Below are 22103 nucleotides of genomic sequence, written 5' to 3'. Positions count from 1 at the left end.
GCTGGGTCGCTCGACGCGCGAGCGCGTGCGTCGGCTCGCGGCTCGGTTCGCGGCCGAGCGTCGGTGGAAAGGAGCGTGTTCTCCATGGCGACGAGCGCCCCGGTCGACGGGTTCATCCTGAGTTTCGACCGTCTGGGAACGGTGGGTCGGCCGCCGGTGGTCCTGCTCCATGGTTGGCCTGGGGACCGGACGGACATGGCGTCCGTCGCCGAGAGGCTCGGGGACGAGTTCGACGTCGTCGTGCCGGACCTGCGCGGTTTCGGCGCCTCGGACAAGCACCTCCGCGACCCCGTCGACCACTACGGTCTGGCGGCCCAGGCCCGGAGTGTCACAGGACTGATCGAAGAGCTGGGGCTTTCCCACGTCGTGCTGGGCGGTTACGACATCGGCAGCAGGGTCGGTCAGCAGCTCGCGAAGGACAGGCCCGACCTGCTCAGCGCCATGGTCATCACGCCTCCAGCTCCAGGCGTCGGGTCACGGATTCTCAGCGAAGGCCCGATGCGCGAGTTCTGGTATCAGTCCTTCCATCGTCTCGACCTGGCCGAGAAGCTCCTCGACGGGAAACCGCATGTTGTACGGGACTATCTGGAACACTTCTGGACCCACTGGTCCGGCCCTGACTTCATCGTGGACGCCGCCCGGCTCGAGCACCTGACGACGGCATATGGCCCCGCCGGCGCGTTCGTCGCGTCGATCGGGTACTACCGAGCGGCCGGAGACGTCGTGGCGCGCTACCTGAGCGAGACGGTCCCCGACGAGAAGATCACGGTCCCCACGACGTTCCTGTGGGCTGAGCACGACCCCCTGTTCCCGAGCGCCTGGTCCGACCGTGTCGACGAGTTCTTCGCGCAGGTCACCGTGCAGCCCGTGGATGGGGTCGGCCACTTCGTCCCGGTCGAGGCGCCCGACACCTTCGCCGCCGCCATCGTGCGAGCAAGCACGTGAGCCTCGACCCGGTTGCGCCCGACCAGCACCCGCGACACGGCTGATTCGAGGTTGCCGTGAGCGGACGTGGACGGTCGGGACGCCGCCGAGCTGCTCGAAGGCGTGGACGTGCCCTCTGAGGAACGCCTCCCGGCCCGACAAGGTCCGTCTGATGCTGAACCACGCGCCGCAGAACCTGCTGCCCTGCGATCGTCGTGACTCAAGCGGATGGGGAGAACGAGCGGACGTAGGCCAGCGCCGCGGTCATCGACACGCGGAACGGCGTGACGTCACCCAGGGTCCGACTGAGGTTGACACCTCCCTGCAGGCCCGCGAGCAGCGCGTACGCGAGGTCGTCGAGGTCGGCGTCAGGGCGTAGTTCGCCTCGTGCCCGCATCCGGGTCAGACCTTCGAGCAGCACGCCTTTCCAGCGTAGGAACCCCGCGGTGAGGTCCTCGCGGGCGGCCGCGTCGCCGGTGGCGAGTTGGCCGGCGAGGGTGTTCAGGGTGCAGTCACCTCGTCCACCGTTCTCTTCTCCGCGTGCGACGGCGGCGTCGGCCCACGCCTGCAGAGCGTCGAAACTGTCGAGCGGGCCGAGATCGGGCACACCGCCGACCGCGTCGGCTTGCCGGGTGATCACCGCGCGGATGAGGGCCTGTTTGCTGTCGAAGTAGTGGTAGAGCTGTGACCCGCTGACGCCCGCAGCGGCCCGAACCTGTTCGGTGTTCGTCCCGGCGACACCGTGTTCGGCGATGAGGCGGGTCGCTGCCTCGACGATGCGGTCACGGGTCGCTTGCCCACGGGCGGTGAACCGCCGCGGTGCCGCTTCGTCGCTCACGCAGCCGATCGTACCGCGGTACTGGGTTGTCCAACCCAGTTTCGACTGCTACAACTGGGTTGTCCAACCCACTCCGGCCCGAAGGTCCTCGCATGTCGACACACACCACCCTGCACGGCCAGACCGCCCTGGTCACCGGTGCAACCGCGGGCATCGGCCGGGCCACCGCCCTGGAACTCGCCGGTCTCGGCGCGGACGTCGTCGTCCACGGCCGGGACGTCGCGCGGGGTACCGACGTGGTCGACGAGATCACGGCGCTCGGCAGTGCAGGCCGCTTCGTCGCCGCCGACCTCACCGACGCCGACGACGTCGCTCGCCTCGCCGCTGCGGCGGGCACAGTCGACATCTTGGTCAACAGCGCCGGGGTCTACGCGTTCACAGCCACACCGGACACCGACGTCGCGAGCTTCGACCGGCAGTTCGCGATCAACACCCGCGCACCGTTCCTGCTGGTCGCAGCGATCGCTCCCCGCATGGCGGAACGCGGACACGGGTCGATCATCACGATCAGCTCCACGGCCGCGACCTCACCGGCCCCGATCGGCGCCGCGTACGGCGGGTCCAAGGCGGCTCTCGAACTGCTGACCCGATCGTGGGCAACCGAGTTCGCACCCCACGGCGTTCGCGTGAACGCAGTCTCCCCGGGCCCCGTACGGACGGCCGGGACCGTGGCGATGCTCGGCGAACACGTCGAGATGCTCGGCCGCGGCAACCTGCGAGGACGGGTCGGCGAACCGGAGGAGATCGCCCAGATCGTGGGGTTCCTCGCCTCACCCGCCAGTTCGTACGTCAACGGATCGATCCTGGTCGCAGACGGCGGTGCACTGAGCACCATGCCCGCGTGATCGGGGCCGGCCGAGATCAGAACCGTTGATCTGCGCGGACAGTGACGCCCTCGACCGGCGCCCACAGCGAGGCGTCGGCGCGGCTGGGGCGTCATCGCAGACGCTGCCGGTCGAACGGGCGTCGGAGTTCGAAGCCAGACGCCCATCCCCCGAAAGCCACCGGGGCGAGCTGTCGGCGCCCCGAACGTCGCTCGCATCACCCGGGCAGCACCTCGGGGCCCGCTCGGGGCGGCGTGGCGGTCTCGAGAGGCGCGGTCGTCCGTGCTCGAGCCGTCCGACGACTCCCGTGGTGGCAACGTCCGTCCCCGACAACCGGCGCGGCCGGCGCTGGTGACACCGCGGCCGTGCAGGGATCGGACCGCGAGATCGCGCCGTCTCGGACGGTGCCGTCGTTCCGCGGGGGTCCGGTCGACGGCACCGCCGTCGTGATCATCGGCGCCAGGTCGAGGCCACGCGAGCGGAGAAGCGATGTCGGCCACACGCTGTTAGCTCCCTGTTACTCCGGGTATCACCTCTTTGCTGGCGTCGTTCGGGGGATCGAGGTTCCAGCGCACGGGGAAGAGGCTCGGCCGGTCGCCGTCGGGGGACCGCGACCGGCGAGCCCTCCCGATCTGGTCCCGAACTCCGACCGACGTGCTCATCGTGATCCGTGTGTCGGTCGAAGCCTGCACAGCGAGGGTCGCGCGATCCCCGAGACGCAGCAGCCGGCGTGGTCCACCCCGGGAAAACGGGGTGTCGCAGTCAGCCGTCGAGCGGCCCGGCGGCTTGGTGAGCCTGGTCCGGGGCTCGGCGTCGGCGGGACGGAGCGCCACCGGCGTGTGTCACCTCCCGGCTACCGGCCGGGCGGCCCGACCTCGGTGAGCAGAGCTCGGACGCGACGCTGGATGTCGTCGCGCACCGGGCGGACCTCTGCCAGCGGGAGACCGGCGGGATCGGTGAGGTCCCAGTCCTCGTAGCGCTTACCGGGGAAGACGGGGCAGGTGTCGCCACACCCCATGGTGATGACGACGTCGGCGGTCTCGACGGCGTCGACCGTGAGCAGCTTGGGCTGCTCGCTCGTGATGTCGATGCCGACCTCGGCCATGGCAGCGACGGCGACGGGGTTGATCTGGTCGGCAGGCTGCGACCCGGCGGAGCGGATCTCGACGGTGTCGCCGGCGAGGTGGGCGAGCCAACCAGCGGCCATCTGCGACCGGCCGGCGTTGTGGACGCAGACGAACAGCACGACCGGCTTGACGCTCATGACGGCTCCAGGTGGGCGGACCGGTCGACCGCGGTCGACCAGGTGAGAGCGCGTCGTAGCCGGAGCGCCACGTAGACCAAGGCGACGAGCACGGGCACTTCGATGAGCGGACCGACGACACCCGCGAGGGCCTGGCCGCTGGTGACACCGAAGACGCCGATGGCGACGGCGATGGCGAGCTCGAAGTTGTTGCCCGCGGCGGTGAACGCCAGGGTCGAGGTCTTGGCGTAACCGAGGCGCAGGCGGTGGCCGAGGGCGAAGCTGCCGCCGAACATGACCGCGAAGTAGACCAACAGCGGCAGGGCGATCCGCGCGACGTCCCACGGACGGCTGGTGATCGTTGCACCCTGCAACGCGAACAGCACCACGATCGTGAACAGGAGTCCGTAGAGGGCGAACGGGCTGAGACGAGGGAGGAAGCGGTTCTCGTACCAGTCGACGCCCTTGGCACGTTCGCCGATGATGCGGGTGGCCAACCCCGCAGTGAGCGGGATGCCGAGGAACACCAGTACCGACACCACGATGGTGCCGACGGAGAAACCGGCGGTGACCTGCTCGAGGCCGAGCCAACCCGGCAGCACCTGCAGGTAGAACCAGCCGAGCAGACCGAACGCGACGATCTGGAAGACCGAGTTGATCGCCACCAGCACGGCGCCGGCTTCACGGTCGCCGCAGGACAGGTCGTTCCAGATCAACACCATGGCGATGCAGCGGGCCAGGCCGACGATGATCAACCCGGTGCGGTAGGTCGGCAGGTCAGGCAGCAGCGCCCACGCCAGGGCGAACATCAACGCCGGGCCGATCACCCAGTTCAGGATCAACGAGGTGACGAGCAGGCGGCGGTCGCTCGTGACGCGGTCGAGCTGGCGGTAGCGGACCTTGGCCAGCACCGGGTACATCATGACCAGCAGGCCGATCGCGATGGGCAGGCTGACCGACCCGACACGCACGGCGTCGAGTCCGTTCGCGAGTCCGGGGACGGCCCGGCCGAGGCCGATTCCGGCGGCCATCGCGGTGACGATCCAGACCGGCAGGAACCGGTCGAGTCGCGAGAGTCGGGCGAGGACCGGGGCGGCGTCACCCGCGACCGGACGATCGGAGACGACGTCGCTCACGTGGTGCCCGACGCCCGGGGCTTCGTGGCGCGGACGATCGCCGAGTGCATCTGCGGCGCGGCCTCGTGGGTGTAGACGACCTCGGCGTCGACGAACCCGACCGCGGCGAGGCCCTCGAGGTACTCGGTCCGCAACAGGGCGCCGGCGATGCAGCCGACGTAGGAGCCGCGTTCGGCCCGCTCGGCGGGGGTGAGGTGGTCCTCGGCGACGACGTCGGAGATGCCGATCCGCCCACCCGGCGTCAGGACCCGGTACATCTCGGCGAGCACGGCGGGCTTGTCCGTGGACAGGTTGATCACGCAGTTGGAGATGACCACGTCGACCGTTGCATCAGGCAGCGGGACGTCTTCGATGGTGCCCTTGAGGAACTCGACGTTGGTGGCGCCGGCCTTGGTCCTGTTGGCCTCGGCGAGGGTGAGCATCTCGTCGGTCATGTCGACGCCGTAGGCGAAACCGGTCGGTCCGACCCGCTTCGCGGACAGCAGCACGTCGATGCCGCCGCCGGATCCCAGGTCGAGCACCCGTTCGCCCGCGCGCAACTCCGCCACGGCCATCGGGTTGCCGCAGCCGAGACTCGCCGCGACCGCCTCGGCCGGCAGCTCCCCCTGCTCATCGGCGCCGTAGAGGGCTGCCCCGAACGCGGCGTCGACCTCGGATCCCCCGCTGTCGCAGCACGACGCGTCGGCCGCAGCGACATCGTCGCCGGCGGCGGGGGTGCAGCGCAGGTCGGCGTCGACGACGCCCAGCGCGCTGCGGCCGGTGCTGGTGACCGCATCGGCGGCTGCCGCGTAGCGCTGGCGGACCAGCTCGCGGACGTCCGCGACGGTGAGGTCGGTCATGACACTCTCCTATCGACGTGCTTCGATGCATGGAGCCTGATCGACGGATCGACGTTTGTCAATCGGTGTGCCACTATGGCGACATGCCCACCGGCGTCCGCCTCCCGCTCGTGCCTGTTCCGGCCGCCGACGTCGACGCCCCGTGCTGCAGCACCATCACCAGCGGTGTGCTCGAGGCCGTCGAGGCCGAACGGCTCGCCCGCAGCTTCAAGGCCCTCGGTGACCCGACCCGTGTGCGGCTGCTGTCCCTCATCGCCGCAGCCGACGGTCGTGAGGCCTGCATCTGCGATCTCACGGAGCCGGTCGGGCTGTCGCAACCGACCGTCAGTCACCACATGCGTCAACTGGTCGACGCCGGTCTCGTGACCCGCGAGCAGCGCGGCAAGTGGGCCTACTTCGCCGTGGTCGACGACGCGCTCAGCTCGCTGAGTCGGGTGCTCGACCCGGCACGCCTCACCGCCTGACGAGGCTCACCGGTCAGGCTCGAGGACTCGCGCCTCACCGTCGCCGGTTGCGGTACTCCTCGCTGGCCCGTCGGACCTCGCGGTCGAGGCGTTGCAGGACGGGCAGGGGTTCGCCGTTGGCCAGGGCGTCGTCGAAGTCGGAGCTGGCCTCGGCCCAGCGGTGCCGTGCGATGGCGGCGGCTTCGGCGATCCGATCCCGGCGGTTGAGGGCCTGGGCGGCGTACCCGGCGACGATGGTCAACAGCGCACGGGTGTCGGCGTCGAACTCCTGCGGGTGCGCCCACGCCACGGCCAAGGTGCCGTGGCAGACCCGGTCGGCGAGCAACGGCAGGTGGGCGAGGGCTTGCGTGCCGGCGGTGCGCATGTGGTCCGCGAGGCCGGGATGCTCGGCTTCCGCGGCGGCGGGGTCGGTGTGGAACTCCGCAGTGCCGGTGCGGGCCACGTTCGCGACCGGGGCGTCGGTGGCGAGGTCGAACCGGGCCCACTGGTGTCGGGTCGGTTCGGGGAACGCCGAGAGGTCGAGGTACCGCATCGTCGGGTGCGGGCCGGTGAGCGACGCGACGTCGATGAGCGCGATGCCCGTGAACATCGCGCCGAGGTGCTCGCCGAGCACGGTGGTGACGGCGTCGCTGACCTGTTCGGCGGTGGTGGCTGCGCTCAGGTGTTCGGTGATCCGCAGCAACATCTGCGTGCGGCGCAGGCCTGCTTGCACCAGTTCGAGTTCGGCGGCGGCCCGGGGACTGACGACCGAGAGCGGCAGGGTGGTCGCCGGGACGAGCGCGAACCAGGTCGAGGTGCTGGCCTGCGCGCGGCTGATCCCCCACTCGACCGCGAGGGTCTCGATGATCGCCAGCCCTCGGCCGTGCACCGCGGTCGACGCCGGCGCCGGCTGGGTCTGGAAACTGGTCAGGGTCTGGGTGTCGGGGACCGGCAGGGGGCTGCTGGCCGACTCCTGCACGCTGATCGCGATCCGGCCCTCGCTGCCGTCGACGATCACGCCGAAGCTGTCGGCTTCGGTGTGGGCGACGACGTTGCCGGCCAACTCCGACACCAGCAGTTCGGCGTCGTCGCGACAGTCGTCGTCGACTCCCCAGGACGTGAGTACCGCCGTGACGTGATGCCGCGCGGCGGACACCGAGAGCGGGTCGACCTTGAACCACGTCGTCGCGGCGTGACCGTCACCGCGGGAGCCCGCGAGCGCGGACGGCGGGCGGCCTGCAGCGCCTCGGACGAGGACACGTTCGGGGGTGGGCACGAGCATCTCCTCGCTGGTAGCTGCGGTCTCAACCACCGGGGTCGACACGCTCGTACCCGCGCCGGTAGCTCGAATATCGAGCAATGAGGTCAAGACCACGTAAAGACGCCAGGGAAGACCGCCAGGTTGCCCGCACCGGGTCCTCCGTCGTGGTCAGGGGCCTGCGTCGGCCCGGTGGCGCAGCCGTCGGAGTGCGTGGGCGAGGGCGGCGAGCTCCTCCCCGTCGAGCAGTGCGCCGAGTTGCGCCTGGAGTTCGGTTTCCACGGTGCCGGTGGCGGCCCGCAGCACGCTGCGTCCGCGTCGGGTGAGGGTGATGACCGACGACCTGGCATCGGCGGGGTTCGGGCGACGCTCGCCGTGTCCCGCGGCCTCGATCCGGTCGACGACCTTGCTGGCGCCGCCCCACGTGATCTCGAGCCGGCCGGCGATGTCCAGGACACGACACGGCGTGGACGCCGCGATGACCTGCATGACCTCGAACCGGGCCAGGGTCAGCTGGTGCTGCTCACCGAGGCGGGCGTCCACGGCGTTCCACACCGTGGTCTCGACCCGCACCAGGTCGTGGAACAGCAGGCCGAGGTCCGGCGAGCTCACCCGATGTCGACGAGGACGCGGCCGGCGGCGCCGGCCTCGACCATCTCGTGCGCCTCGGCGATCCGGTCCAGCGGCACGCGAGCCGCGATGGTCGAGCGCAGGTCACCGGCGACCAACGCCGCCGTCAGCTCCGCCGCGGCCGCGGCCTTCACCGCCGGACTGAAGTCGTCGCTCCCGAGGAACCGCACGCACGTGTCGGCGAAACCCAACGTCCAGTACGGGATCTGCGGCCGTTCCACCGACGTCGCGTAGGCGCTGATCGTGGCGCCCGTGGCCACGATGCCGGCGTTGAGATCGACGTGCGCGCCGAAGTCGACGTCGGCGATGCGGTGCACGCCCGCCGGGGCGACCGCACGGATGGCATCGCCGAGGTCCGGGCGGTCGGCGGTGAACACGTGCGCCGCGCCGAGAGCGTGCGCGCGGTCTTCCTGACCGTCGCGGACGACCGCGATGACCTCGGCACCGCCACGCCGGGCCATCTGGGTCGCGAACGCCCCGACACCGCCGACCGCGCCGTGCACCACCACCTGCAACCCGTCCACCGGTCCGTCCGCGAACACGGCCCGGTACCCGGTGATCCCGGCGATGCCGAGACAGGCGGCCTGATCGGCCAGCCAGTGGTCGTCGTGCGCGCTCGAGGACGGCAGGTCGACCGCGAGCGTGTCCGGCACGACGACGTACTGCGCGGCCGTCCCGAACGGGCGGTACGACTGCGCCCCGTGACACCACACGCGCGTACCGAGCCGAGCCGGCGACACCCCGGCGCCGACCGCGTCGATGACGCCCGCGCCGTCGCTGTGCGGGATCACCCGGGGAAACGCCATCGCGTCGTTGCCCTGCCACACCCCGCGCTTCTTCACGTCGCCCGGGCTCAGACCCGACACCTCGACCGCGATGCGGACCTCGCCGGGCCCGGGGTGAGGATCAGGCAGCTCACCGACCACGAGCACCTCACCGGCCGGCCCCCGCCGATCGAACCACGCAGCCCGCATCATCCGCCCCCACGCCCGACAAAGTACGTTCCACAGAACGTACATGAGAGCGGTGTCGGCCGCGGCCGACCCCGGACCACAGCGCCGACCAGCCCGACGTCACGTCAAGGACGACGTTGGAAGCCGGACTTCGGCCTGACCGCGGGAGCGAGTCGCTCGTCCGGTCCGTAGTCGGACGCGGGGTGGAAGAACAACCGCGGGAGATCCGCCAGCCCCGAGAGATGCCGGTCGTAGGCGACCAACGCCTGCTGCCGAGCTTCGTGGTCGAGCTTGCCGGGCATGTGCACCGCGAACGGTGTGGCGACGTCGAAGCCGGCGTAACGGAGCAGACCGTTGTGCACGGGCCAGAGGATGTCCAGCAGCGAACCGTCGATGCCGTCGGGCATGTACGTGTCGGCCGACGTCCCGGTGGTCACCGACACCAAGGCGAGTTTCCCGCGCATCATGCCGGTGTCGTACTTGCGGCCGGGCAGGTAGGCGAACCCGCGGGTGAAGACCCGGTCCGCCCAGCCCTTGAGGATGGCGGGCATCGAGAACCACCACATCGGGTACTGCAGGACGACACAGTCGGCCCGGGCGATCTTGTCCTGCTCGGTCACGACATCCGGTGACACCAGGCCGAGTTCGTGGGCGTGGGTCTGCTCGCGGTCGACCCGCAGGTGGTTCGGGTCCTCCCGCCGGACGAAGTCGTCCGCGTCGGCGACCGCCTTCCACCGCATCGCGTACAGGTCGCTGGTCTCGACGGTGTGGCCGTGGGCCGTCAGCGTGTCGACCGCCTGACGCGCCATCGCCGCGTTGAACGACCGCGGCTCGGGGTGGGCGAGGACGACGAGGACGTGCACGGTCAGGACGCCGCGGGGGTCTTGCGGGCCATGAGGTACGCACCGGTCTGCGCGAGGGTGTCGAAGTAGACGAACCCGCTGCCGTTGTCACGCTTCCCGCGCATCAGCACGTCCAGGCCGAAGCCGGTGCCGGCACGCGTGGCGTCGTCGAGATCGGACTCGAACCCGATCTGGAAGACGCCCTCGCCGTGGGTGTCGAGGAAGCGACGCTGCGGGCAGTCCAGCTGCGGCGGTTGGCAGAGCTGGAGCTGGAAGTTCGCCAGATCGGCGTACCGGTAGCGCAGCTGCGCGAACGCCTCCGGTGACGGCGTCTCGAGTTCGGTGTACTCGGTCAGCGGCGGGTAGTCGTGCCACGGCCCCACCCCGACGGACTCGTAGAACGCCTGGGTGGCGTCGAGATCGTGCACGACGACGCACAGGTGGTGCAGGGAGCGGAACGGGGTGGCGGTCACGGGTGCTCCAGTCGGGTGAAGGCATCGTGCAACCGCTCGACGCCGTGGGTGATCGCCCGCCTGTCGGCGGCGAAGGACAGTCGGAGGTGCCGCTCGCCGGCGGCACCGAACTCGCTGCCGGGGCGCACGGCGACCCCGTGTGCGTGCAGGTAGGCCACCATCTCGACGGCGGTGAGGTCGGCGTCGTAGCGCGGGAACGCGTAGAAGGCACCGTCGGGCGTCGTGAGGTGCAGGCCGGGGACCTGCTCCAGCCCCGCCACCATCAGGTCACGCCGGGCCCGGTACTCCTCGCGCATGGAGGCGACGTGACCGTGCGTGGAGGCACTGTCGAGCGCGACGAGCGCCGCCCGTTGCACCACGGTGTTGACCGGACCGGCGGTCAGCGCGTGCACCCGCGCGCAGGCGGCGACGGTCTCCCGGTCGCCGGCCAGGTAGCCGACCCGCCACCCGGTCATGGCGTGGGCCTTCGAGAAGGTCTGACACAGCAGGGTGCGAGGGCGCAGCGCGTCGACGTCCAGGACGGACGTGAACGGTTGGTCGCCGTAGACCAGAGCGCTGTAGGCCTCGTCGGCCAGCAGCCACACCGTTGTGTCCTGCAACAGTTCGGCGATCAGCTCGAGTTCGGCGCGGGCGTGGACCACGCCCGTCGGGTTCGACGGGTTGCAGAGGATCAACCCCTGCGCGTCGCGCACCGCGTCGGCCAGGACGTCCGGGTCGAGGTGCAGGTCGGCGGCGAGCGGGACCGGCACCGGGATCCCACCGGCGAGACGGATGAGGTCGGCGTAGAGGGAGTACGTCGGGTCGGCGATGACGATCCGGTCGCCGGGATCGACCAGCGCGAACACGGCGGCGGTCAGCCCGCCGGTACCGCCGTGTGTCACCAGGACGTTCTCCGTCGTCCAGCGGGTGCGGTGTTCGCGGTTGCACTGTGCAGCGATGGCGTCGCGCAGCTGAGGATCCCCCGCCGGGTGGGCGTAGTGGGTGAGGCCGGCGGCGAGCGCTGCGGTGGCGGCGGCGCGGATGTGGTCCGGCGTGTCGAACCCCGGCTCGCCCATCGCCAGCGAGACCAACTCGGGCGTGCCGGCCGGTTGCGCGGTCCGCAGGGAAGCGGCCGCGACCCGTCGGACCGCCGCCGAGGTCCTGAAGACGTGCGGAACGGTTCGTGTCATGCCGGGACCTCGGCCAGCGCGCGGATGACCCGCTCGTTGAACTGGTCCAGGTCGAGGACGTCCCCGTCGCCGGGCAGGTCGTACGTCGGGGCACCGGCGTCGAGAACCTGGTCCAGCGCCCGGCGCAGGGTGGTGTCGAGGCCGAGCGCGGCGAGGTCGGGGCACCATGCGAACAGGTCGACCAGCGCGAGCCACGCTCCGGTCGGGTTGGACCGCCGGCTGCCGGTGCGGTGCGGCGACGAGCCGTGCGCCGGCTCGAACAGGGCGGTGACGCCACGTCCGGCCGGCTTGTCGGGGTTGACGGTGGCGCTGCCGCACAGCGCGGGTGACCCGGCGCGGGCACAGACGACGTCGGACAGGATGTCGCCGAAGAGCCCCTCGGTGACGATCACCGCGGGCAGGTCGCTGTCGCGGACCAGTTCGTAGGCGGCGCGGTCGACGTTGACGTCGGCGATCGCGAGGCCGGTGGCCGCCGCGGTGGCCCGCGCGGTGCGTCGCCACAGTCGGGACGTGGCGTAGACACTGGCCTTGTCGACGCTGACGACGCGGCGTCCGGGATGGCGGCGGGCGTGGTCGACGGCGATGTCGAACACCTCCTGGACCTGATCCGGTCGCAGCACGATCCGGTCCTCGGCTGCGGTGACGCCGTCGCTCTCGGTGCGGTGGTCGGGTCCGGCGTAGGCGCCGCCGGTGATGTTGCGGACCACGGTGACGTCGTCGCCGCCGGGCACGCGCACGGTGCGGACGCTGATGCGCAGGTCGAACAGGTGACGCAGCGCGATCAGCGCGGCCTCGGGGTTCGGGCAGTCGGTCGAGCTCACGCCCGGGTGCGATCCGACCGCGCCGGACAGCACGACGTCGGCGGTGCGGCACGCCGCAATCGTCTGCTCGGGCAACGTCGAACCGGTCTGCTGCCACCCGGTGGTGCCGTACGGCCACGGGCCGGTGAGCGTGATCGGAGCGCCGTCGGCCGCGAGTCGGCGCAGGTGGGCGACGGGGCCGTCGAGGATCTCGGGTCCGATGCCGTCGCCGGGCAGGAGCGCGATGGTGGTCATGGCAGCAGCAGGCTCCGGGTCTGGGTGGTGGTGATCGCGCGGGCCCGGTCGGGCCCGACGCAGGCTTCGAGCTCCCGCAGCCACGGGCCGACGGCATCGTGCGGGCCGGGATGGTGGGCGTGGCCGAGGTCGCCGCCGAACGCGAGCAGTGACGTGGGGTAGCTGTCGGCGAGCAACAGGCTGCTGTGGTCGGCGTCGCCGAGCAGGTCGGGCAGGATGCCGAGCTCGAGGTGGGCGTCGAGGTGCTGCAACGCGCGGGCAGCGGTGTCGTCCCAGTGCAGGAACGCCATCATCGGGTGGTTGACCAGCAGTCGCCGGACTCCGCGCTTCCGGGCCTCCGTGAACAGCAGCACCGTCTCCCGCGCTGACAGGTGTCCGCTGGCCAGCAGCAGGTCGTGGGCGGCGACGACGTCGAGCACGTCGTGCCACCCCGGGGCCAGGGTGTCGTCGGGGAGGACGACGTCGACGGTGCGCAGGGTGAAACCGCGGTGCACCGACAGCTCCGGCGAGGTCGCCCCGGCGGCGTGGTTCGGCGCCGACACCGTGGGCAGCCAGACCACCCGGCCACCGAGCCGGGCGGCGACCTCGACGGCGTCGGGGTTGGCGCCGCCGACCGGGCTGTTGAGCACGATGCCGCCGTACACGTCGTCGCCGGCGAGCGCGGCCCGCTCGACGGTGCTGCCCTCGTGGGCCTTGAGCACGACGGTGTGGAACCCGACGGCGCGTTCGGCGGCGACGGTGTGCGCGTCGTCGCCGTGGCGCGGCAGCAGGCTCGGGGAGGCGTGCACGTGCAGGTCGGTCATCCCGTCGGCCCAGTCCGGACGGCCGGTCGTGCCAGTTGCGGTCATCCCGGTTGTGGTCACCCCAGCTCCACCCACGCGAGTACCGGTTGTTCGCCCAGGAGACGGCGCTGCACCTTGCCGGCGGCGGCGTCACGGGGAAGTGCCGCCACGTGGGCCACCGCGACCGGACGCATGAAGGCGGGGAGGCCCGCGATGCGGGTGCGCAGTTCCTCGAGCGGGAGACGGTCCGCGACCGCGTACAGGACCACCTCGTCGTCGACGAGCGCCCCGCGTCGCTTCCAGAGGGCGTGGTCGGTCAGGCCGGGGGCGCCGGCGAGGTGGTTCTCGACGAACGGGATGGGCACGAACTCGCCCTTGACGCGGATCGACTCCGCCGCACGCTCGAGGAAGACGAGATGGTCGCCGTCGTCGACCCGGCCGAGGTCACCGGTGGCGAACCAGCCGTCGTCGTCACGGGCCGGGTCGAGTCCGTGGTCGGTGACGTACCCGTCGAACAGCGCGGCGCGGTCGGTCTCACGCACCTCGATGAGGCCGTGCGCGTCGAGCCGCCAGGCGACGTCGCTGCGGGCTCCCCCGCCGTGGCGGCTGGCGTCGTCGGGGATCTCGTCGTCGCGGCTCCACCGGTGCAGGTGGGTGACGCCGCCGGCCTCGGTCGAGCCGTACCCGGACACGGCCCGGTCGACGCCGAAACGGTGCATGAACTCGCGGTCCGCGTAGAACATGGTGCGGACCTGGTGTCCCGCGGCATCGGACGTGGTGGTGGCGCGTTTGAGGATCTCGACCGGTGGCGCGTGCAGCACGAGCACCGACACCTGCTCGTCGAGGACGGCCGGCCAGAACCCACTCGCGGAGAACCTCGGCACGGTGAGGGCGTTCGCACCGTGCAGGAGCGCCGTGACCGTGCCGTAGCCCATCGGGTTGATGTGGAACATCGGCAGCGGTGCGAGCACGGTGTCGTCCGCGGTCAGCTCGAGCGCTCCGCCCATCGCGTCGCTCAGCCGGCGGAAGTACTCGTGGGTCTGCGCGCAGAACTTGGGGACACCCGTGGTGCCCGAGGTGTGCATGTACGACACGACGTCGTAGCGGTCCGCGGCCAGGCCCGGCAGGGTGTCGACCGACGTCTGACTCGAGGTCCGGGCGCGGGCGATCTGGGCGTCGGTCCACAGCGCCGCGGGCGCGAGCGGGGTGAGCATCTGATCGATGAGCGGGCCGGGGTAGGTCGGGTTGACCAGGGCGGCCGGGGTCCCGGCGAGGACACAGGCCAACCACGAGACCAGGTAGTCGGTCGAGGTCGGCGCGAGCAACGCCACCGACTCGCCGGGGCGGATGCCGCTGTCGAGCAGCGACCACGCCCGCGCGGCGGCGTACCCGACCGCGTCGCGGAGGGTGATGACGTCGCCGACGCAGCCGAACCTCAGATCGGGGCGGTGCTCGGCGACCTCGACGATCCGGCGGGCGAGGTTGTACGTGTCGCTCATGCCACGCCCTCGTGGCCCGCGTCCTTCAGGATCCGGCGGGCGATGAAGTTGCGCATGATCTCTGCGCTGCCGCCTGCGACCTTGAGGACCTTGATGTCGCCGAGGATCTCGGTGAACGGGGTGTCGACGTACAGGCCGTGACCGCCGACGAGGCTGAACGCGGTGTCCGAGGCCAGCTCGGCGGCGGTGATCGACAGGTACTTCGCGGTGGAGGTGCGCAGCGCCAGATCCTCGCCGCGGGCGTGGGCCAGCGCCGCCTCGTCCCGGGCCAGCGACGCCGCCTGCAGGGCCGTCCACGCGTCCGCGAACGTCCACTGGATGCCCTGGAAGTCGGTGACGACACCGTCGCCGACCCGGCGACCGGTCGCGTACTGCAACCCCAGTTCGAGCGAGCGACGGCCGAGCCCGATCAGTTCGGACGCGTTGCCCAGCCGGCTGATGTTGAACGTGGACAGGAACGTCTGCAGTCCGGCGCCCGCCGGTCCGAGGCGGGCGGCGTCGGGCACCCGCACCGCGTCGAACTCGACGTCGGCCGTGCGGATCAGGCGCAGGCCCACCGCGCGGGTGACGTGCGTGCGGATGCCGGGTGAGTCCATGTCGACCAGGAAGCAGGTCAGCCCCTCTTCGGCGACGGCGTAGAACAACGTGACGTCGCAGTCGGCGCCGAGGTTGATGTGGGTCTTCGAGCCGGTGAGGATCCAGTCGTCACCGTCGCGTACCGCGGTGGACTTCATCTCCTTGAACGACGAGCCGGCGTTCTTCTCGCTGATGCACTCGGAGAACACGATCTCGCCGGTGGCGATACCCCGCAGGTACCGCGCCTTCTGTTGCTCTGTGCCCCAGTCCAGCAGCCAGCGTTGGCCTTGCGCCGCGATCTGCCCTGACACCAGCCCGTGCCGGCCGACCTCCTCGGCGATGACGGCGTACTCGGCGACACCGCCGCCGAGCCCTCCGTACTCCAACGGGACGAGCGGGCCGAGGTGACCGCGGCGGCCCAGTTCGCGGTACAGCTCGGCGGGGAACTGGTTGGCCCGGTTGGCCTTGTCCAGCTCGGAACGGTGTTCCTCACCGAACGCCGCGAGCTCGGTGGTGGTCGCCTCGATCCAGGCGGTCTTGACCGGATCGGCCTGCAGCAGCGGGTACATCAGCGTTCCTCCGTGTGGGTCAGCGACCACATCTGTCGGGCGCGTTCGATCTCCACGGCGCGGTCCCAGTCGGCCGTGTCGAGCACGGTGCACCGCAGGGTGTGGGTGATCGCGCGGGCGAGCGGCGGGTCCGCGGCCAGGTGCTGCACGGCCGCCGAGACCGCCCCGTGCAGGTCGGCGCCGGCGACGACGTCGTGGGCGAGGCCGGCGGCGAGGGCCTGCCGGGCGTCGAGGGGCTGGGCGAAGACGCCGACCGCCGCGGCGGTTCCCGCACCGGCCGCGCGGGCGAGCAGGTGCAGGTGACCGCCGCCGGGGTGCAGACCGACGCGCGCGAACCCGGAGACGAATCGGGCGGTGTCGGTGACGATGCGCAGATCGGTGGCCAGCGCGAGGTTGACCCCGGCGCCGACAGCTGCCCCCTCGACGGCCGCGACGGTGGGCACCCGCAGGGTGCCGACGCGACGGAACGCCGCGTACAGACGGTCCAGGCCGTGGTAGACCTCGTCGGGGCGCCGGGCGCGCAACCCCTCGAGCACCCGTGTGTCCGCGCCGGAACAGAACGCGCCGCCGGCTCCGGTCACGACCGCGACGCCGACGCCCGGGTCGGCGTCGACCCGGTCGAGCGCGTCGACCAGCGCCCCGGCGGCGGTGTCGTCGAGGGCGTTGCGCGTGGCCGGTCCGTCCAGGGTGATCCAGGCGGCGCCGTCGGCGACGTCGAGTCGAACGGTGGTGCCGGACATCAGAACACCAGGGCCACGGCGTGGGCGTCGCCGTCAGCGCCGGCGAACCGGTCGAGCCGCAGCGCGGACACGTCGATGCTGGTGATGGATCCGGTGGTGACCTGTTCGGCGGTGAGCCGACCGATCTCCGGAGCCTGCATGAGCCCGTGCCCCGAGAAGCCGCATGCGTTCACCCAGGTGGGCGCGGCGGGGTCGGCGCCGAGGATGCCGTGGTGGTCGGGGCTGTTCTCGTAGGTGCCCGCCCAGCATCCGGCGCGGTCCAGCGGCAGGTCCGCGAGCCACGGGAACCGTTCGGCGCCCAGCGCCATGAGGTCGTCCCACCAGGCCCAGTCGACGTCGGTGCGGTAGCCGTCGACCTCGTCCGGGCGAGCACCGCCCATCAACAACCGGTCGCCCTCGCTGCGCAGGTAGAAGCCGGAGGTGAAGTCGATGGTCATCGGCAGCGGGGAACCAAGAGCGCCCGGTGCGGACGAGTACACGTTGCGGCGTGAGTGCACGACCGGCACCGCGAGGCCGGCCAACGCGGCGAGTTCACCCGCCCAGCCGCCGCCGGCGTTCACCACGTGCGCCGCACGGATGTCGGTGTCGCCCGCCTGGACCCGCCAGCTCCCGTCCGCCTCGACCGGTTCGACGGCGCTGACCCGCTGACGGAACCGGACGGTCGCGCCCCGCGCTCGGGCGAGGTCCAGGTACACACTGCTGACCAGGTGCGGGTCGACGACGCCGTCAGCCGGGCCCCAGGTCGCGCCACCGAGGCCGTCGACGACGAACGGGGTGATGGCCGTCGCCTGGTCGAAGTCGAGGACGTCGACCGGAACGCCGTGGCCGCGTTGCCGCTCGACCGCCTCCAACTGCGCAGCCCAGCCGGCCTCCGGAACGAGCATCAGGTAGCCGGACGGCCGGTACCCGACGTCGACGCCGTGCACCTCGGGGAAGTCCCGGAACGCGCGGATGCTCCGCCACGACAACTCGATGTTGAGGTCGTCGACCCACTGGCCGCGGATCGAGGCGAACGACCGGCCGGTGCTGCCGGCAGCGGGACCCTCCAGGGCGTCGACGACCACGACCCGCAGCCCGGCGTCGGCCAGGTGGAACGCGGCGCTCGCGCCGATGGCGCCCGCACCGACGACCACGACGTCGGCGTCCAGGTGCTCCACGTCGATCTCCTCGCGTCGGTGGGGCCGGCGGTCGCCGGTGCCAGAACGCTAGGAGTCGCAGGGCCGCTGACGCTTCGGCCGGGACGCGGAACAACACCCCGACTTGTTCGACAGTTGTCGAAGGTCGGGTCAGGCGACCGCGCGGAACGCGGCCAACCGCAACGCCAGGTTCAGGTCGTCGCGGCCACCCGCCTCGCGGAGGTTCACCCCGGTCAGGGCCTCGATGCGGTCCAGGCGGTAGTAGAGCGTCGTCCGGTGGATGTGGAGTTCGGCGGAGGCGGCGGCGACGTCGCCACCGTGGTCGAGCAGGGCGCGGGCCGTGACGGTCAGGTCGGGACGCGGTTGCTGGAGCAGGACCGTCGCGCCGACGTGCAGGTCGGCCGGCTGCAGTTCGGGTGGGGCGTCGACGATCAGGTGCCACGAACCGAGCGCGGCCCAGGTCGGTGCCGACAACCGAGCCCCGGCCCGGAGGGCCTGCAACGTCTGGTGAGCCCGTGCGACGGCGTCACCGAGCCGTTCGAGCGGAAGCGGTGGTCCGCTGGTCGCGGCGGCACCCGGGGCAGGGTTGACGTGCACGCTGATCCCGTCGGGCAAGGCCCACCCGCCGGTCTGCAGCGGCGCGTTGACCACGACCACGCTGTCCGGCGACAGGTCTTCGAGTTCGGTCAGCCGCGCGGCGGTGTCGGCGTCACGCCCGGCACGCAACCGCGCCAGCAACCCGTCGCGGCGCCGTTGCCGTTCCTCCCCGCTCGGGCGCGTCCTGCCCAGAACCCGCCCGGCGAGGTCCGCGAGCTCCCCCAGCGCCGGCAGGTCCGACTCACCGACCCGGCCGGCCGCGTCCTGCACCCACACGTAGCCCAGGAGCTCCCGCCCGTGTCGTACCGGGGTGCACCACCGTTCGGACATCGCGAGCTCGTCCAGTGCGGGGGTACGCACCGGTCCGGTCGCGTCCGCCAAGCCGAGCCGCACCACCAACGCCGCTGCCGCCGGAGGCGCCTGCCGCTGGAGGATCGTGGTGGTGCGCACGGCGTCGACGTCGCCGTGGGTGGACCACCACAGCGGCCGGTGACCGGCGTCCTCGACCAACACGGCGCAGCCCAGCCGCGCCGCGAGCGCCTCCACCTCCTCCTGGACGTCCGGCACCTCACCCCTCCTCGTCCCGACCCCGCCACGGCCTGCCGGCCGTTTCGACAAGTGTCGAAGATAGAGCGGGCAGGTTCCGCGTCGCAGCCGAAGAACCGGACGACGCGCGGCCCTAGCGTCGACGCGACCCACCCGCCGCGAGATCCGAGGTTGTCCCGATGGCCGTTCCCGCCGCCCGTACCCCGTTGTTCCCCGTCGGACCGACCACGCCGCTGTCGTTCGCGGCCGGCTCGCCCGAGCGGGCGCGTACCGCGGCGGCGCTGGAGACCGTGCGCTCGGCGGGCTACGACGTCGCCAACATCATCGCCGGCGAGGAGGTCCGCACCGGCCGGCGCGTCCCGATCCGGGTCCCCCACGACCACACCGCGCATCTCGGCGAGGTGTCGTGGGCCGGACCGGCCGAGACCCAGGCGGCGATCGACGCGGCGCTGTCGGCGTCGACCTGGTGGAGCCGGCTGCCGTGGGAGCAGCGGGTCGCGCCGTTCCTGCGCGCCGCCGACATGCTCGAGCACGGCCCGTGGCGCGACCTGCTGAACGCGGCCACCATGGTGGAGTTGTCCAAGACCACGTACCAGGCCGACATCGACGCCGCGTGCGAGACGCTGGACTTCATCCGCGCCAACGTGTCGAACATGGTCGACATGTACGGCACCCAGCCGGGTTCCCGACCCGGGGAGTGGAACTCCGCCGAGTACCGACCGCTCGAGGGTTTCGTCTTCGCGGTCACCCCGTTCAACTTCACGTGCATGAACAACCTGGCGTTCGGCCCGGCCGTCCTCGGCAACACCGTGGTGTGGAAGCCCGCCGAGAGCGCGTCGTTGGTCGCTCACCTGTCGCTGCAGTTGCTGCGTGAAGCCGGCCTGCCCGACGGTGTCGTCAACATCGTGTACGGCGACGGCGCCGAGATCGGCTCGGTCGCGCTGGCCCACGAGGACCTCGCGGCCGTGCACTTCACCGGGTCGACCGGCACGTTCCAGCACATCTGGCGAACGGTCGGTGCGAACGTCGCCGGCTACAGGAACTACCCGCGCGTCGTGGGGGAAACGGGCGGCAAGGACTTCATCGTCGCCCACACCTCGGCCGACGTCGACGCGCTCGCGGTCGCGGCCGTCCGCGGCGCCTACGAGTACCAGGGACAGAAGTGCTCGGCGGCATCACGTCTCTACGCGCCCCGCAGCCTCTGGCCCGCGCTCAGGGACAAGCTGGTGGAGCTCACGGAGTCCGTCGTCGTCGGCGATCCCACGCAGGCCGAGACCTACGTCGGCGCGGTCATCAACGGCAAGCAACACGCCAAGCACGCCGCCGCCCTCGCCGAGGCACGTGCGAACGGGATGGTCGTGGTCGGCGGCAACACCGACGACTCGGTCGGGTGGTTCGTCGACCCGACCGTCCTCGAGGTGATCGACCCGTCGTCGCCGTTCATCACCCAGGAACTGTTCGCGCCCGTGCTCACCACGTACGTCTACGAGGACTCCGACTGGGAGAGGACCCTCGACCTCGTCGACACCTCGACACCGTACGGACTCACCGGTGCGGTCTTCGCACAGGACGAGCAGGCCGTCGCCCAGGCCGACGACGCCCTCCGGTACACGGCCGGCAACTTCTACGTCAACGACAAGCCCACCGGCTCGGTCGTCGGCGCCCAGCCCTTCGGTGGCGCCCGTGCATCCGGCACCAACGACAAGGCCGGCACGGTGTGGAACCTGATCCGGTTCGCGAGCCCGCGATCGGTCAAGCGCAACCACCTACCGGTGCACGACTACCGCTACCCGCACCTGGACTCCTGACCCGAGCCCCCGGGTCGACGACGAGCTGAGGAGCGCAGGTGGAACCGACCGGGCTCCACCGACCACCGCGCGCGCGGCGGGACGACCCGGAGTCGTGGCCGGTGAGGCTGGCCCGTTCACCTGCCACGCTCCGGTTCGCCGACTGGATCGAGCTCGCGGTGCTGCTCACGGGCGAGAGTCGCGTGACCCGTGAGTTGCGGTGCGCGGTGGCCACCCGGTTCGCGGCACGGCGCGCGTTCCACCTCGCGATGACGCACGGGTACCGGGTGCAGGTCGACTTCCGCCCCGGTTCGGGGCGGCACCGGCTCGCGCTGTACGACGTCTGCATCGACGCCGCCTACGGCGACGGCTTCCTCCGCCGCGTCGAGGCCGCGCACAGGATGGTGACCGTGGGGCGCGGGTGGTTGGCGGGGGCGAGCGACGACGTCGCCCACGAGTGGGCGAAGGCGCTGTGGCGTTCACAGCTGCTCGCGAACGGTCCCGGCGTGACGCGCGACGGACACACGGTCGCCTTGCGGACGTTCACCGCCGCACGTGTCGAGGCGCTGGTGGCGGCGGGTGCGAGGCTCGGTCTCACCGTGCAGCAGCCACGCGCTGACCGCAAGGAGCTGCGGAACAGACTTCTCGTGCACCGCGACGAGCTCGGAGTTCTCCGGGCGTGAGCTGTCGCGGTCCCGACGATGGGTCCGGGGTCACGATCCTGTGACGGGCGCCGAGCAGCATTCGCGTGGACGTGCTGTGTGCAACGTTCGACGCGTTCCAATCCCGCTCACCTCCGAGGACGTCGGGTCGACGCCGACCTGCTCAGGACCTCGACGCCGCCGCGTCAGGCCCGAGCGGCACCGAGGTCGCGGAGGCGCGACCGGCACTGCTCGGCGACCGTGTCCACCTCGGCCTGGATGCGGCGCAGGTCGGTGGCCCGCTGCCGGAGATCCTGCTGGATCTCCCCCAGGCGACTCAGCAGCCGCTCCAGCTGACGGCGCTCGGAGGTGGACGCGCCGTCGTACATCTCGACGATCTCGCGGATCTCCGGCAGCGACATCCCGAACCGCTTGCCGCGCAGGATCAGCCGCATCCGGGCGTGGTCCCGGGGGTGGAAGATCCGAGACGTGCCCCGCCGTTCCGGCGCGATGAGCCCTTCGGCCTCGTAGAAGCGCAGCGTGCGGGTGGTGACGCCCAGCTCCTCTGCGAGCTCGCCCACAGTCCAGGTGCGCTCTTCCGTT

At 71.5% G+C, this 22103-nt stretch carries 23 protein-coding genes; 5 read left to right on the top strand and 18 right to left on the bottom strand.

The genetic code is table 11. The features are described from left to right. The first annotated feature begins 84 nt into the window (after nt 1-84). Entirely contained in the window at nt 85-945 is an 861-nt protein-coding gene (locus ACXR2U_RS01705) for an alpha/beta fold hydrolase (RefSeq protein ID WP_458823187.1), read from the top strand. A 199-nt stretch (nt 946-1144) separates the two neighbouring features. Here the strand turns inward: ACXR2U_RS01705 and ACXR2U_RS01700 are convergent, their stop codons facing one another. Further along, on the bottom strand, nt 1145-1762 hold the full coding sequence (locus tag ACXR2U_RS01700) for a TetR/AcrR family transcriptional regulator (protein ID WP_458823186.1): 618 nt from the start codon (nt 1760-1762) through the stop codon (nt 1145-1147). Nucleotides 1763-1854: 92 nt separating this feature from the next. On the opposite strand from ACXR2U_RS01700, the gene ACXR2U_RS01695 reads away from it, so the two are divergent. Further along, nucleotides 1855-2607, top strand: a complete 753-nt coding sequence (locus ACXR2U_RS01695; RefSeq protein ID WP_458823185.1) for an SDR family NAD(P)-dependent oxidoreductase — start codon at nt 1855-1857, stop codon at nt 2605-2607. Between the two features lie 832 nt (nt 2608-3439). On the opposite strand, the gene ACXR2U_RS01690 is transcribed toward ACXR2U_RS01695, so the two are convergent. The 3 genes from ACXR2U_RS01690 to arsM are packed head-to-tail and all read right to left on the bottom strand — an operon-like array spanning nt 3440 to nt 5804. Continuing rightward, entirely contained in the window at nt 3440-3850 is a 411-nt protein-coding gene (locus ACXR2U_RS01690) for an arsenate reductase ArsC (protein ID WP_458823183.1), read from the bottom strand. Continuing rightward, nucleotides 3847-4965 carry an ACR3 family arsenite efflux transporter gene (gene arsB / locus ACXR2U_RS01685; RefSeq protein WP_458823182.1) on the bottom strand — a complete coding sequence of 373 codons (1119 nt, stop codon included), beginning with the start codon at nt 4963-4965 and terminating at the stop codon, nt 3847-3849. Before arsB ends, ACXR2U_RS01690 begins: the two co-directional genes overlap by 4 nt. Next, the gene (arsM, locus tag ACXR2U_RS01680; protein WP_458823181.1) at nt 4962-5804 is read right to left on the bottom strand and encodes an arsenite methyltransferase; all 843 of its coding nucleotides are present in this window, start codon (nt 5802-5804) and stop codon (nt 4962-4964) included. Before arsM ends, arsB begins: the two co-directional genes overlap by 4 nt. An 83-nt stretch (nt 5805-5887) precedes the next feature. Between arsM and ACXR2U_RS01675 the strand changes: the two genes are divergently transcribed. Then, complete coding sequence (locus tag ACXR2U_RS01675; protein ID WP_458823180.1) at nt 5888-6268, top strand: ArsR/SmtB family transcription factor; 381 nt, start codon at nt 5888-5890, stop codon at nt 6266-6268. Between the two features lie 34 nt (nt 6269-6302). On the opposite strand, the gene ACXR2U_RS01670 is transcribed toward ACXR2U_RS01675, so the two are convergent. The 13 genes from ACXR2U_RS01670 to ACXR2U_RS01610 form a co-directional block, all read right to left on the bottom strand. Beyond that, nucleotides 6303-7523 carry an ATP-binding protein gene (locus tag ACXR2U_RS01670; RefSeq protein WP_458823179.1) on the bottom strand — a complete coding sequence of 407 codons (1221 nt, stop codon included), beginning with the start codon at nt 7521-7523 and terminating at the stop codon, nt 6303-6305. 153 nt (nt 7524-7676) lie between these two features. Next, nucleotides 7677-8117, bottom strand: a complete 441-nt coding sequence (locus ACXR2U_RS01665; protein ID WP_458823178.1) for a MarR family winged helix-turn-helix transcriptional regulator — start codon at nt 8115-8117, stop codon at nt 7677-7679. Continuing rightward, nucleotides 8114-9109 (bottom strand): alcohol dehydrogenase catalytic domain-containing protein, encoded by a 996-nt coding sequence (locus ACXR2U_RS01660; protein WP_458823177.1) that lies wholly within the window; start codon nt 9107-9109, stop codon nt 8114-8116. The genes ACXR2U_RS01665 and ACXR2U_RS01660 overlap by 4 nt, the downstream gene beginning before the upstream one ends. Before the next feature lie 104 nt (nt 9110-9213). Beyond that, complete coding sequence (locus ACXR2U_RS01655) at nt 9214-9951, bottom strand: NAD(P)H-dependent oxidoreductase (RefSeq protein WP_458823175.1); 738 nt, start codon at nt 9949-9951, stop codon at nt 9214-9216. A gap of 2 nt (nt 9952-9953) precedes the next feature. Next, nucleotides 9954-10403 carry a VOC family protein gene (locus ACXR2U_RS01650; RefSeq protein ID WP_458823174.1) on the bottom strand — a complete coding sequence of 150 codons (450 nt, stop codon included), beginning with the start codon at nt 10401-10403 and terminating at the stop codon, nt 9954-9956. Further along, a complete protein-coding gene (locus ACXR2U_RS01645) occupies nt 10400-11572 on the bottom strand; it encodes a pyridoxal phosphate-dependent aminotransferase (RefSeq protein WP_458823173.1) in 1173 nt (390 codons plus the stop codon). The genes ACXR2U_RS01650 and ACXR2U_RS01645 overlap by 4 nt, the downstream gene beginning before the upstream one ends. Further along, nucleotides 11569-12627 carry an isocitrate/isopropylmalate family dehydrogenase gene (locus tag ACXR2U_RS01640; RefSeq protein ID WP_458823172.1) on the bottom strand — a complete coding sequence of 353 codons (1059 nt, stop codon included), beginning with the start codon at nt 12625-12627 and terminating at the stop codon, nt 11569-11571. The genes ACXR2U_RS01645 and ACXR2U_RS01640 overlap by 4 nt, the downstream gene beginning before the upstream one ends. Further along, on the bottom strand, nt 12624-13475 hold the full coding sequence (locus tag ACXR2U_RS01635) for a DUF6282 family protein (RefSeq protein WP_458823171.1): 852 nt from the start codon (nt 13473-13475) through the stop codon (nt 12624-12626). Before ACXR2U_RS01635 ends, ACXR2U_RS01640 begins: the two co-directional genes overlap by 4 nt. Nucleotides 13476-13486: 11 nt before the next feature. Further along, nucleotides 13487-14908 (bottom strand): class I adenylate-forming enzyme family protein, encoded by a 1422-nt coding sequence (locus ACXR2U_RS01630; protein ID WP_458823170.1) that lies wholly within the window; start codon nt 14906-14908, stop codon nt 13487-13489. Beyond that, nucleotides 14905-16053, bottom strand: coding sequence for an acyl-CoA dehydrogenase family protein (locus tag ACXR2U_RS01625; RefSeq protein ID WP_458823169.1), 1149 nt, complete (start codon nt 16051-16053; stop codon nt 14905-14907). Before ACXR2U_RS01625 ends, ACXR2U_RS01630 begins: the two co-directional genes overlap by 4 nt. Continuing rightward, a complete protein-coding gene (locus ACXR2U_RS01620) occupies nt 16053-16793 on the bottom strand; it encodes an enoyl-CoA hydratase-related protein (RefSeq protein ID WP_458823168.1) in 741 nt (246 codons plus the stop codon). The genes ACXR2U_RS01625 and ACXR2U_RS01620 overlap by 1 nt, the downstream gene beginning before the upstream one ends. Further along, nucleotides 16793-17950: an NAD(P)/FAD-dependent oxidoreductase gene (locus ACXR2U_RS01615; protein ID WP_458823167.1), complete on the bottom strand. Its 1158-nt coding sequence runs from the start codon at nt 17948-17950 to the stop codon at nt 16793-16795. The genes ACXR2U_RS01620 and ACXR2U_RS01615 overlap by 1 nt, the downstream gene beginning before the upstream one ends. A gap of 129 nt (nt 17951-18079) precedes the next feature. Next, nucleotides 18080-19093, bottom strand: coding sequence for a PucR family transcriptional regulator (locus ACXR2U_RS01610; protein WP_458823166.1), 1014 nt, complete (start codon nt 19091-19093; stop codon nt 18080-18082). Nucleotides 19094-19251: 158 nt separating this feature from the next. Here ACXR2U_RS01610 and pruA point away from each other — a divergent pair, with 158 nt between their 5' ends. Both pruA and ACXR2U_RS01600 read left to right on the top strand, forming a co-directional pair. Beyond that, the gene (gene pruA / locus ACXR2U_RS01605; protein ID WP_458823165.1) at nt 19252-20880 is read left to right on the top strand and encodes an L-glutamate gamma-semialdehyde dehydrogenase; all 1629 of its coding nucleotides are present in this window, start codon (nt 19252-19254) and stop codon (nt 20878-20880) included. Between the two features lie 101 nt (nt 20881-20981). After that, complete coding sequence (locus tag ACXR2U_RS01600; protein WP_458823164.1) at nt 20982-21542, top strand: hypothetical protein; 561 nt, start codon at nt 20982-20984, stop codon at nt 21540-21542. Nucleotides 21543-21706: 164 nt separating this feature from the next. Here ACXR2U_RS01600 and ACXR2U_RS01595 read toward each other — a convergent pair whose 3' ends face one another. Then, complete coding sequence (locus tag ACXR2U_RS01595; RefSeq protein WP_458823163.1) at nt 21707-22081, bottom strand: MerR family transcriptional regulator; 375 nt, start codon at nt 22079-22081, stop codon at nt 21707-21709. Nucleotides 22082-22103: the final 22 nt, after the last annotated feature.

The organism is Jatrophihabitans sp. YIM 134969, assembly GCF_054456675.1.
This window is presented reverse-complemented; position numbering and strand designations above follow the sequence as displayed.